At 76.6% G+C, this 11,967-nt stretch carries 9 protein-coding genes; 5 read left to right on the top strand and 4 right to left on the bottom strand.

From position 1 onward, the window contains the following. Positions 1-22: 22 nt before the first annotated feature. From ACGBYP_RS16085 to ACGBYP_RS16075, 3 genes are all read right to left on the bottom strand, one after another. Positions 23-1,600: a glycosyl hydrolase family 28-related protein gene (locus ACGBYP_RS16085; protein ID WP_411585714.1), complete on the bottom strand. Its 1,578-nt coding sequence runs from the start codon at positions 1,598-1,600 to the stop codon at positions 23-25. A gap of 140 nt (positions 1,601-1,740) precedes the next feature. Beyond that, positions 1,741-2,877, bottom strand: a complete 1,137-nt coding sequence (locus ACGBYP_RS16080) for a glycosyltransferase (RefSeq protein ID WP_411585713.1) — start codon at positions 2,875-2,877, stop codon at positions 1,741-1,743. A 1-nt stretch (position 2,878) separates the two neighbouring features. Continuing rightward, positions 2,879-4,180, bottom strand: coding sequence for an OmpA family protein (locus ACGBYP_RS16075; protein ID WP_411585711.1), 1,302 nt, complete (start codon positions 4,178-4,180; stop codon positions 2,879-2,881). Positions 4,181-4,516: 336 nt separating this feature from the next. On the opposite strand from ACGBYP_RS16075, the gene ACGBYP_RS16070 reads away from it, so the two are divergent. The 5 genes from ACGBYP_RS16070 to ACGBYP_RS16050 all read left to right on the top strand — a co-directional run bounded on the left by ACGBYP_RS16070 (position 4,517) and on the right by ACGBYP_RS16050 (position 10,662). Next, positions 4,517-5,998 (top strand): hypothetical protein, encoded by a 1,482-nt coding sequence (locus ACGBYP_RS16070; RefSeq protein ID WP_411585710.1) that lies wholly within the window; start codon positions 4,517-4,519, stop codon positions 5,996-5,998. Continuing rightward, positions 5,995-7,341, top strand: a complete 1,347-nt coding sequence (locus ACGBYP_RS16065; RefSeq protein ID WP_411585708.1) for a lipopolysaccharide biosynthesis protein — start codon at positions 5,995-5,997, stop codon at positions 7,339-7,341. Before ACGBYP_RS16070 ends, ACGBYP_RS16065 begins: the two co-directional genes overlap by 4 nt. After that, complete coding sequence (locus ACGBYP_RS16060) at positions 7,338-8,219, top strand: glycosyltransferase (RefSeq protein ID WP_411585707.1); 882 nt, start codon at positions 7,338-7,340, stop codon at positions 8,217-8,219. The genes ACGBYP_RS16065 and ACGBYP_RS16060 overlap by 4 nt, the downstream gene beginning before the upstream one ends. After that, positions 8,216-9,568 (top strand): O-antigen polymerase, encoded by a 1,353-nt coding sequence (locus ACGBYP_RS16055; RefSeq protein WP_411585705.1) that lies wholly within the window; start codon positions 8,216-8,218, stop codon positions 9,566-9,568. Before ACGBYP_RS16060 ends, ACGBYP_RS16055 begins: the two co-directional genes overlap by 4 nt. Positions 9,569-9,633: 65 nt before the next feature. Further along, positions 9,634-10,662, top strand: coding sequence for a glycosyltransferase (locus ACGBYP_RS16050; protein ID WP_411585703.1), 1,029 nt, complete (start codon positions 9,634-9,636; stop codon positions 10,660-10,662). A gap of 16 nt (positions 10,663-10,678) precedes the next feature. On the opposite strand, the gene ACGBYP_RS16045 is transcribed toward ACGBYP_RS16050, so the two are convergent. After that, positions 10,679-11,737, bottom strand: coding sequence for a GNAT family N-acetyltransferase (locus tag ACGBYP_RS16045; protein WP_411585702.1), 1,059 nt, complete (start codon positions 11,735-11,737; stop codon positions 10,679-10,681). Positions 11,738-11,967 lie beyond the last annotated feature (230 nt).

Here is an 11,967-nt window from a genome sequence, read left to right as displayed (position 1 = left end):
GGACGTCGCTGCCGGACGCAGGTCAGGAGCCGGCGGCCAGCTCGTCGGCCTGGGGGCCGCACCGCTCCTCGTCGACCCCCTCCAGCTCGTTGTCGCGCACCTCGACGTCCTGGACCTCGGCGGCGGCCGGCCACTCCGCGTACACGGCGCAGGACCCGTCACCGTCCCCGGTGACGCGGACGTCGTTGTCCGCGAGGGTGATCGCCCGGGCGTCGAACGCCTCGCGCGCCGGGGTCGTGGAGCTGCCGTCGAAGGACAGCGCCATCAGCGGCGCCCCGCGGCTGAGTCGCCACGTGACGGCGTTGCCGGCGAACACGACGTCGGTCGTGTCCCACGGTGAGCTGTAGAGCACGAAGGCCGACCCGACCACGTCGTCGAGGCGGTTGCCCGTGATCGTCGCCCCGTGGACCTGCGAGAGGCGCACCACGGCGTCGCTCCACGCCCCGTCCCCGGTGACGGTGTTGCCGCGGACGGTCAGCCCGGTGATGAGGTGGTGGTACGTCCAGTTGCCGTCGGGGGGCATGTCCTGGTCGACGGCGCGGGTGGGCTCTCCCTCGAAGGCGGCGAACGCGGCCATCCGGAACTCGTTGTCGGCGATCTCGACGTCCGCGATGGCCCCGGTGCCCAGCGCGTTGAACACCACCCCGCGGCCGCAGTCGAGGAACCGGTTGCCGGAGACGGTGACGTCGTCCTGCAACCGCAGGTCCGACGCGACGTCGGGGCCGATGTAGACGGCCGGCCAGCTGTCGTGGACGACGCTGTCGGTGACGCTCTGGCGCGCGCCGTGCAGCTCGACCCCACCGCTGAACCCGACGGGCTGCTGGTCGTGGTCGACGACGATCCGTTCGACGGTGACGTCGGAGGCGGTGAAGTAGAGCGCCGAGAAGTCGTCCTGGTGTCGGTTGCCGGGTATCGACGTGCCGCCGTTGAGGAACGTCGAGTCCCGGACCGTGATCCTGCTGCCGCCGTCCTGGGCGACGACGTAGTTCTGCCCCGGGGTGTCGCGCATGGTGACGCCGTCGAGTCCCACGTCCTGCGCCCGGTAGAGGTAGAGGCCGTACCCGGTGATGGTGCGGCCGGCGGGGACCAGGTTGCCCGAGCCGTTGAGGTCGACCGTCAGCCCGGAGATCCGCACGTCGCTGACCGAGTCGCCGAGGAACACGTTCCCGCCCCACTCGGCGCTCGAGGCGGCGATGACGCCGTCGGCCATGACCAGGACGGCGCCCGGGTCGGCGGTGACGCGCTGCCCGTCCCGCAGGTGGAACACGAAGTCCGCCCCGATGACGTCGTCCCGGGGGGTGGCGTAGGAGCCCAGGAGGTAGGTGCCGGCGGGCACGTGCACCGCCGTCGCCTCGGCCAGCGCCCGCCGCAGCGCGGGGGCGTCGTCGGTCACGCCGTCGCCGGTGGCACCGAAGGTCCGGACGTCGACCGCGCCCGGCGGCGGGGGCGCGGCGGTGCCGCGTGCGCCGACAGGCGGCGGGGCCGACGACGTGGCCGCGGACGGCGGGGGCTGGCCCCCCTCCTCCCCCGGGCCGCCGGTGAGGACGAACAGGCCGGTCCCGGCCAGGACGGCGACCACCACGGCGACCGCGGCGCGCACGAGCACGCGTCGCGCGGGCGGCCGGCTCCCTCCCGCGCGCGGTCCCGCCCCGTCCTGGCGATCCGGGTCGGCCGGCTGTGCGGACGTGCCCTGGACGGTCGGCACCGCCGCCCGGCCTGCTGCGCTCCCGTGCTCCGGGCTCACGGCCCTCCGCCCGGCCCGCTCGCCGCGTCCGCGGCGCCCGCCGGGACCTCGGGCCCCGTCCCGGCCGGCAGGTGCAGCGCATCGAGGAACCTGCTGCGCCACGCCGCGTAGCTGTAGTGCTCCTCGACCGCCCGGCGGGCGGCGTCGCCGCGCGCCCGCCGGGCGGACTCCGGTTCCTGGAGGACGGCCAGCAGGGCGTCCACCCACTCGTCGGTGCCCGTGGCCGCGGGCGCGCCGAACTGGTCCAGGACCTGGGCGTTGACACCCACCGGGGTGGCCACCGAGGGCAGCCCGGCCGCGCCGTACTGCAGCAGCTTGTAGGCGCACTTGCCCCGGGTGAAGGGGGTGTCGGGCAGCGGCATGATCCCGCAGTCGGACGAGGCGAGGAGGGCGTCGGTCTCCCGGCCGGCCCACGCCACCCGGTCGGCCATGACCTCCAGGTCGCCCAGCGACCGGTCGCCCGAGCTGACCACCGTGAGCCGCGCCCCCGTGCGCCGGTGCACCTCCAGCAGGGCGGGGGCGACGTGGGCGAGGTAGGGCTCGGTGGAGGGTGACCCGGCCCAGATGATCCGCGGCACCTGACCCACGGCGTAGTCCCGCTTCCGCGGGTAGGCGTCGGGCTGCACACAGCTCGGGATGACCCGTACCTCGGGGTTCAGCCGGCCGGCGGCCTCGGCGAGCCGGTCGTTGCCCGCGATCACGAGGTCCGCCGCCCGCACGGCCGTGGACCAGCCGGCAGCCTCGCCGAAGACGCGGTGCACACCGCCGCGGTCGTCGGCGAACAGGGCGTCGTCGAAGTCGAACACCCCCCAGCCGGAGCGGCGGAACAGGTCGGCCTCGACCCGGCCCCGGGTGAACGGGCCCAGGGAGCGGGAGATGAGCAGCCGGTCCCAGCCCGGCCCGCGGCCGGTCCGGCGCAGCCGCCACTCGGCCCGCGCCACCTCCCGGGGACGGCGCAGCAGCGTCCCGGGACGGACGTTGGGCGTGCCCATGTACTGCAGCACCGCCTCGGCCTCGAGGCCGAGGAAGCGCAGCCACTCCAGCACCCGGACCCGGGTGCTGGCTCCCGCCGGCCCGTAGGACGAGCCGACGGCGATCCGGGGAGGCGGCAGCAGGGCGTCGGAGGCGGTCATGTCAGACACACTCGACGGGCTCGGTGAAGTCGATGCGGATGGTGCGGTTGAGGGCCGCGGCCGCCGGCAGGAGGTGCCCGGTGGCGTCCCGGTCGGGCACCCGGCCGGCGAAGTCGCTCCCCAGGCCGAGCACGTGCAGCTGCGGGATCGGCACGCCGAGGTCGATCAGGACGTGCGCCACCTCCTGCGCCCGGTCCTCGCTGACCTGCCGGTCCACGTCGGGTTCGCCCACCGCGGGCGACGTGCCGAACACCTCGGCGATGAGTCGCGGGCGGGCGATGAGCTGCTCGGCATAAGGGCGCAGCAGCTCCGCCGCCGTGTCCTCGTCCAGCAACGTGGGCTCGCCGGGGTGGAAGGCCAGCGGCCCGCCGGTCAGCGTCAGCACCTCACCGGTGCAGCGCATGCCCGGGTCGACCGCGACCGGCCGCACCGCGGGGAGGGCCGGGTCCGGGACGCCGACCAACCGGACGTCACCGCGCTGCACGACGGTGGCACCGGACCGCTGCAGGACGGCGGTCCAGATCGAGGCGAGCTGCGTGCGCCGGGCGGCGTCGAGCGGTTGCTGCGGAGGCGCGGTGTCCGCGAGGCCCTGCAGCACGACCGACCAGCCGCGCAGGTCCGGGAGCTGGCTGAAGTCGGCGAGGGTGTCGGCGACCTGACGCGGGTCGGCGTCCAGCATCCCCGGCACGGTGAGGTCCAGCGCCCCGGCGGTGGCCAGGCCGGAGTCGACGACCACCAGCGTGCGCACCCCGGTCGGCGTCCCGACGGTCTGGACGCCGAGGTCGATGGCCGCCAGCAGGTCGCTCTCGGGGGTCCTCGCCCGTGCCCCCGTGACGGCGTCGTCGATCCGCGCGCGGTTGGCGGCGTACTGCTCCGCGCGCGCCCCGGCGTCCGTGGCGTCAGCGGTGAGCGGCACCGCCTGCTCGACGGTGAAGGGTGCGCCGTCGGCGACGACGAGGGAGAACACCGACTGCTGCTGGACCGCGAGGTCCCGGGCCGAGGCGGCGACGCCGGACAGCACCGGCGGCGCCGCGTTGGACCGCCCGCCGACCACGACCACGAGGGCCCCGCTGGGCTCCGTCGCCGCCTGGGGGCCGGCGGCGCACGCCGCCGAGCTCCCCACCACGGCCAGCGACGCCAGGGCGGCGACCCACCGGGCCGGGCGGGGCGTCCCCCGCGCCGCCCGCACGCCGCCCGCACGCGGCCCCTCGTCCGTCGGGGCGGCCGCCGGGCCGTCCACCGCGCGCCTGGTCAGGGTGTCCCGGCGGACCGGCGAGGTCACCGTCCCGGCTGCGGGCGTCACGAACGTCCATCTCCGCACGGCGGGGATTCTGGCCGCAGGCGTTCCTGCCGTGCCCCTGCCCCGATCCGGCCCGGCTGCCCGCACGGCTGGATGCCCCCTCCTCATGGCGAGCCGTGACGTTGAGCAGGTGGACGGTCACGAAGCGCCCTCCCGTCCGGGTCGCGGTCATCCGGTGGCGCCCGGCCCGGCCGGCGACCGGGCTGCACGAGGGCGGGCCGAAAGGGGTTATCCGAGCTGGTCGGTGCCGTTACCGTGTGGCCGCTCGGGGGTCCGGCAGGGGCCGGACCCGTGCCGGCCCGCACGGGCACGGCACTCCCATGGACGACGGGGGGCGTAGTGGAACTGCGGGACGCGCGACGGGCGCTGCGTGCCCGATGGTGGTCCCCGGTCCTCGGGGTCCTCGTCGGCCTCGTGCTGGCCACGCTGGTCGTGGAGCGGTCGAGCCCGACCTGGTCGTCGACCACGAGCGTCTTCGTCACCGCCACCGAGGTCGGCGACCTGCCCCAGGCGCACGCGGCGGAGCTGTTCGCCATGCAGCGGCTGGCCTCCTACGTCGAGCTGCTCGGCAGCGAGCGGCTCGTCCGCGGGGTCGTCGAGGACCTCCGGCTGGACGAGACACCCGCCGAGGTCGGCTCGCGCATCCACGCCGAGGCGGTCCCCGACACCGTCGTCCTCGAGATCACGGTGACCGACCGCACCGCCGAGCGCGCCCGGCAGCTGGCCGAGGCCGTCGCCGCCGAGTTCACCGAGCAGGTGGCCACCCTGGAGCAGCCCCCCGGCGTCGTCGAGTCGGCGGTGCAGGTGGCGACCGTCCAGCCCGCGACCTCCGACCCCCGGCCGATCAGCCCCGACCCCGCCCGCGACCTCGCCCTCGGAGGCGGGCTCGGCCTGCTGATCGGAGCCCTGCTCGCGCTGCTGCCCGCGCGCCTGCGGCGGACCGTCGCCGGCGCCGAGGACGTCCGCGCGGCCACGGGCGCCCCGCCGTTGGCAGCCCTCCTGGCCGACCCCGCGCCCGGCGGCCCCTCCTCCCCGGCGCACGACCCCACCCGCACGGACGCCCCCGATGCGGCGTCGCTGCGCCGCCTGCGCGCCCACCTGCGGTTCGGGCACGGGGATACCCCGCCCCGGGTGGTGGTCGTGACCGCGGTGGAGGCGGGTGGGGCCCGGTCCACGCTGGCCGTCCGGCTGGCGCGGTCCCTGGCCCAGGAGGGCAGCCGGGTTGTGCTGGTGGAGGCGGACGTGCACGCCCCGCACCTGGCCGAGGAGCTCGGAATGACCGGTGGTCCCGGTCTCGCCGACGTCCTGGCCGGGACCACCGCGCTCGAGGACGCGCTGCGCCCGTGGGGCGACGAGACGCTGGCCGTCCTCACCGCCGGGTCGACGCCGCCCGGTCCCGCCGGGCAGGACCCGGCCGCGCGCACCGCCGCCGTGCTGACCGGGCTGCGCGCCCGGGCGGACGTCGTCGTCGTCGCCGCGGCCCCGCTCTCCCCGGTGGCCGACGCCGTGGCCTTCGGCGAGGTCGCGGACGGTTTCCTGCTGGAGAGCCGCTTCGGGGTCACCTCCCGCGAGCAGTTGGCCGAGGCCGCGCGGACGCTGGCCGACACCCCGGCCGGGCTGGTGGGCGTGGTCCTGACGGGGGTGCCGCGCCGCGCCGCGCAGGTCCACCGGCTGCTCGTCCCCTACGCGCCGGACCGGGCCGTCACCGCCACGCCACCCCCCGCGCACCTGCGGCCGGCCGCCGCCGGACAGCCCGACCGGCAGCCCGGGAGCGGGGACCGGGTGGGTCCACTGCCGGCGGTCCGGCCGGAGCCGTCGTGAGCGCGGAGCTCCCGTCGTCGACGGCGGTGGCCGGGGACGCGGCGGTGCCGACCGGCCCGGCGGCGGTACCGGCCGGGGCCGCCGGGGGGATCCGCGGGGCGCTCGGCACCCTGCGGACCGGCGGCCTCCCCGACCTGCTCGTCGCCCAGGTCGTGCCGCTCGGCGTCACCTTCGTCCTGACCCTGGTCTCCGCCGCCCTGCTCGGCCCCGAGCGTCGCGGCGTCCTGACCTTCCTCATGACCGGCGCGCTCCTGGCCGGCGCGCTCGCCTACGGCAGCCTCCACGTGCCGGTGGTCGAGGCCCTGCGCGTCGGTGACCGCAGCGCCCTGCGCCACGGTGTCCGGCTGGTCGCCGGCCTCGCGGGCGCCCTGGCCGTGGTCGGCGCCGTGCTGGTCGTGACGGGCCGGCCCGGCGCCGCCGACGGCGGGCACTCCGACGCCGCCACCACCGGGTGGGCCCTCATGGGCGGCGCGTTGATCGTCTGCCAGCTGTTCGCGAACCGGGTGCTGCAGGGCCTGGGCCGCGACCGCGCCTACCAGGTGACGATCGTGGTGCAGAGCGTGCTCTACCTCGCCGGCGCCGGAGCGGTGCTGGCGACCACCCGGTCCCCGCTGTTGGTCTACGCCGCCTGGGCGCTGTCGGTGGTCGCGGGCCTGGGGGTCGCGACCACCCAGCTGGTCCGCCACCTGCGCGACCACGTGGCCCAGGTCCCCGCCGGGAGCCCGGCCCGCAGCTGGCCGCAGTTCCTGCGCTCGGCGACCGCCAACAACGTCGGCAGCATCGGCCAGATGGTCATGCTCCGGGCCGACGTGCTCGTCGTCGGGGTCGTCCTCGGTCCCACGGCCGCCGGCGTCTACGGCATCGCCCTCTCGCTGACCGAGCTGGTCCTGATCGTCCCGGAGGCCTTCGCGCTGTCGGTCTTCTCCGGGCGGGCACGGCTGACCGGGGACCGGTGGGCGGCCCAGCTGGCCCGCACGGTCCGGCTCAACGCCGCCGTCGGCCTCCTCGCCGCGCTGTGCATCGCCGCAGCCGCCGTGGTGCTCTCGCTCGGACCGCTGTCGGACTACCGGGGCCTGGTGCCCCTCGTGCTCATCGTGCTGCCCGGCGCCCTCTTCGCCGGCTACTCGAGGGTCGCGCTGAGCGCCCTGCAGGCCCTGGGCCGGCACTCCGCGGTGGCGGTCTTCGGCGTGCTCGCCGTCGTCCTGTCCGCGGGCTACCTGCCCGGGGCGTGGCTCGGCGGCACCGCCGGGACCGCCGCCGTCTCCACCGCCGCCTACGTCGTGACGGCCCTGTACCTGCACACCAGCCTGAGATCGGCACTGCGAGGAGGCGAGGCCCGGTGACCCGGACGTCGGTCGTGTTGGTGGCCTACCGGTCCGCCGGGTACCTCGAACGCGGCCTGCCCGCGCTGCTGCGCGACCCCGCCGTGGGCGAGGTGGTCGTCGTGGACAACAGCAGCGACCCGGCCACCGCGCGCGTGGTCGGCCGCACCGACGGGCGGGTCCGCTACCTCGACGCGGGCGGGAACCTCGGCTTCGCCCGGGGCTGCAACCTGGGGATGCGGGCCACCGACGACCCGGTGGTGACCTTCCTCAACCCCGACGTCCTGCTGGAACGCAGCGTGGCCGAGCTGGTCGGGGTCTGCGCCGCCGACGACCGGGTGGTCCTGGGGGGTGGGCTGACCGGCGAGGCCGGGGGCGCGCTGGGCAACGTCCGGCGCCGGGAGACGCTCGGCGTCGAGCTGCGACGCGCGGTGCTGGGCGCCGCGTCGTCCGTGCAGCCGGTGCGGCCGGACACCGGCACGGTCCCCGTGCCCCAGGTGGACGGCGCGTTCCTGATGGCCGCCCGCACCTTCCTGGAACGGCTCGGCGGGTACGACGAGCGTTTCGAGCTCTACTTCGAGGACGTCGACATCTGCGACCGGGCCAGGGAGCAGGGCCGGGTGCTCCTGGACACCCGGTGCTACGGCAGCCACGCCGGCGGCGGCAGTTCGCGCACGGTCGCCGCCACCTCCTACTGCGTCTTCCGGGTCTCCCGGATCCGCTACTTCGCCAAGCGCGGCGGTCGCCCGGCCGCCGCGGCGGCGCTGCTGGTCGCGGTGGCCGAGGTGGTCGCCCGCACGCTGACCCGGCAACCGGAGGGGTGGCGCGTGCGCTGGCGCGGCCTGCGGCTGTCGGCCCGCGAGGCGTGGCGGCCGGGCACGGTGGAGGTGCTGTCGTGACGGCGGCGCTGGTGCTCGTCGGGTCGACGCTGCTGATGCTGCTGTGCTGGCGCCGGTGGGGGCCGGTGCACCTGCTGACCGTCTCGCTCGCCTTCTGGGCGCTCATCGGGCTGCTGCTGGTGGCCGAGCCGATCGAGCTCGAGGAACCGAGCATGCGGACCGCGGTGGCGATCCTGCTGGGCCTGGCCGCGATGACCGTCGTCCCGCTGCTGTTCGACCGCACGCCCCGGGCGGGGGCCGGGAGGGAGGCGGACGCGGCCGACGACCCACCGGTCCGTAGCGCCGTGCGCGTCGGGCGGCTGGCGACGGCGACGGTGGTCGTGTTCGTCGTCGTCGCCTGGGGCACCTGGCAGTACCGCCAGGCGGTCTCGGCCGTCCTCGGTGTCCCCTTCAGCGAGGTCGACGCCAAGCTGGTGCGCTGGGCGGAGCTCTACGGCGACCTGGCGGTCCCCGCGCCGGTCGGCGTCGCGCAGGCGATGGCCCCGCTGCTGGGGGCCCTCGGCGTGGTCGGCGGGCTGTGCCACCGCTGGTGGTGGTACCTGCTCGTCCCGCTGGCGATCGCCGCCACCATGCAGTCGCCCTCGCGCACCGCGACCCTCACCGTGGCCGTGACCAGCTTGTTCTTCCTCGTCCTGCTGCCGCGGGCCACCGGCCTCGTCCGCCGCCACCGGCGCCGGGTGCTGTCCCCCGGGGTCCGGGGGACCGTGCTCGCCACGGCCGTCGGCGCGGCGGCGCTGGCCTACTTCGGCAGCGTCGGCCAGCAGCTGGACAAGGGCGCCGTGCCGACCGGGCTGGTGGTCGCCGACTGGCTGCCCGACGCGCTGGTCCAGCCCGTGCTCTACCAGGTCGGCAGCATCAGCGCGTTCACCGTCGCGGTCGACCAGTCCACCGGCGACGCCGGCCCCTACGGGGCCTGGGGCCGGTCGGTGTACGCCGTGGGGAAGGTCCTGCAGTTCCTGGGCGCGCCCGTCCCCGAGCCGCAGCCGTTCGCCGGTTACGTGGACATGCCGCTCCCGTTCAACACCTACACGGCGTTCGGGGACGCCTACTTCGACTTCGGCCTGGCCGGCGTGCTGGTGGTCTTCCTCCTCACCGGCCTGGTGGTGCACCTGCTCGGCACGTGGCCCCGGCCCGGTCACCCGGCCTCGCTCTGGGGCCTGAGCATGCTGGCCGCCGTCATGCTGGCGACGCCGATCCACATGCGGCTGCTGGACATCGACGTCCTGGCGCCGGGGGTGGCCGGCTGGCTGCTGGTCGCCTGGGTGCTCCGCCCGGAGCCGGCTCTCCCGGCCGCCCCGTCGCGGGCACCGGCCGCGACGGCCACCGTCGAGCAGCGGGTCCTGCGGTGACCGGGGGCCGGGACCACGGCCGCCCCGGGCCGGCCCCCGTGAGCCCGCCCGTGCGGGTCGGCCTCGTGACCAGCGTCGGCCGGACGCTGGACGCCTTCTTCCCGCCGATCGTCGACCGGCTCAGCGAGCTCGGCTTCATCGTGACCGCCGCCAGCGGGACGACGTCGTCGCTGCCGGACTGGACACCGCTGGAGGGCTTCACCCAGCGCCCCTCCCGCCGGGTGCGCACCGCCGTCCGCGCCGTCCGGGCCTGGTCGGCGGCGCAGCGGCACGACGTCGTGGTCACCAACACCGCGACCGCGTCGGTGCTCGTGCGGGCCGCCGGCCTGCCGGCGCCGGTCGTCTACTTCTGCCACGGCCTGCACTGGGGGCGCGACGACGCCCGCGCGCTGCCGTGGAAGGCCGTCGAGCGCGCCCTGCTGCCGCGGACGGCCGGCGTCGTGACGATCAACCGCGACGACCAGGCCTGGTTCGAGGGGCACGGTGCGCGGCGGGTGCACCGGCTCCCCGGCGGCGTCGGCGTCCCGCTCGCGCAGTGGCCGGCCGTGCCACTGCCGGCCTCGGACACCCTCGACCTGCTGTGGGCCGGGGACATGACCCCCCGCAAACGCCCGCTGCACGCGCTCGCCGTCGTCGGCCGCCTGCTCGAGCGGGGGGTGCCCGTACGGCTGCGCATGCTCGGTGACGGCCCGCTGCACGAGACCGTCCGCGCCCAGGTGGCCGCGCGCGGCCTGGAGGGCGTCGTCCGGGCCGAGGGCCGGGGGCCGGTGGCCGCCGCGCTGGGCGGGGCCACCGCCCTGCTGCACACCGCGTCCTGGGAGGGTCTGCCGCGGGTGGCGCTGGAGGCCGCCGCGGTCGGGCGCTGGTGCTACGGCTTCGACGTCAAGGGCCTGCGGGACGCCCCGCTGGTCCGGCTGGCGCCCGACGGGGACGCCGGGGCGCTGGCCGACCTGCTCGCCGCGGACGCCGCCTCCGGTGCGGTGGTCGGCGTCCCCGACGTGCGTGCGGAGCTGGACGCGGCCCGGGCCGCCGACGGCCTCGCCGGAGCGCTGCTCGACGTGCTCGGCCGCCGGGACCCCGTGTCGCCGTCCTGACCCCTGGGCCCCCGGGTCAGGCGGGGCGCCGCCACGGCGGGAAGAACCCCGCGGTGTCATCGGTGCCCGCGAGGTCGCGGTAGCCGGCCGGGTCGTGCACGAGCTTGGCCACGTGGAAGGGCAGCGGCACGCTCGGTGGGTCGTAGCGGTGCTTGAACACGAACAGCGGCGAGGTGGCCGACCCCCCGAGGCCACCACCGAGGTGCAGCCGCTCCATGCCCCGGGCCTGCGCCCACTCGGCCGCCGCCAGGAACAGCCGGTTGGACGCCCCCATCGTGCGCGCCAGCTCGTCGGAGGCGCCGAGGTGGTAGTGCAGCCACGACCCGTGCGCGAAGCACAGCAGCGCCGCCACCAACCGGCCCCCGACCCGGCCCTCGACCAGGAGCGGGCGCAGCGTCGCCGCCTCGGCGAGCAGCGCCGCCCAGTACTCGTCCGGGAAGTAGAAGAACGGGTCGGCCTGCTGGCGGCGCATGGTGGCGACGTACAGGTCCCGGAACCCGGCCAGGGAGGCCGGCCGCTGGTCGACGACGACCTCGAGCCCCTCGCGGTCGGCCCGGCGCGCCGCCCGCCGGTGGTGCGGGTGCATGCCGGCGAAGAGGTCCCGGCCGGGCGAGACGTCCCAGACCACGGTGGAGCCGGCCGGCACGAGCTCGGCCGACGGCGGGACCAGGGCCGCGTTGCCCAGCAGCGGGTGCAGGCGCAGGAAGGTGGCCACCACGCCGTTGCCCCTGGCCCACGCGTCCAGGGCCGGGCCCAGGGCGGCGGGGACCCGCTCGGACCGGGAGACCGGACCGCCGTAGCCGTAGGCGGTGGTGGCGTCCCAGCCGGGGCGTCCGGGCAGTGGCCGCAGCAGCAGGGGCAGCGCCACGTCACCGTCCGGGTGCCTCAGGCGCACCAGCACCGGGCGGGTCCCCGGCACCTCCAGCAGCGCCGAGGCCCGCGAGTAGGCGGCGCTGGTGTAGGTGTCCAGCCCACCGAGCGTGGCGACCACGCTGTCCCACTGGGGCTCGGGGACCACCTCCAGCCCACCCATCGAGGTCACCGTCCGGCGGTGACCGACGTCGGTCACGGTCACTCGCGCTCTCCCGTCTCGGTGCCCACGCCCGCAGGCTAGAGGCCAGGAGGCCGATTGAGCGGCCCGCGAACGCCCGTACTCGCCCGATCACACGCCTGGGCGCCGACCGCCACCCGAACCGATCACGCTCCGTACACGCGCCGCTCACCAGCGCATACGACCAGCCGATCAGCGGCCGACCATGTGTCCGACGTCATGGAGCCGTACCGGAAACCCCCCTGCCGACACCG

The sequence above is a fragment of the Modestobacter sp. SSW1-42 genome (assembly GCF_046635825.1).
GTDB lineage: Bacteria > Actinomycetota > Actinomycetes > Mycobacteriales > Geodermatophilaceae > Modestobacter.
The sequence above is the reverse complement of the archived record's forward strand: the minus strand, read 5'-3'. Positions and strand labels throughout refer to the sequence as shown.

Coding starts and splice junctions, on each gene's coding strand:
- ACGBYP_RS16080 (WP_411585713.1), bottom strand. CDS start 2,877: ATGACCGCCTCCGACGCCCTGCTGCCGCCTCCCCGGATCGCCGTCGGC.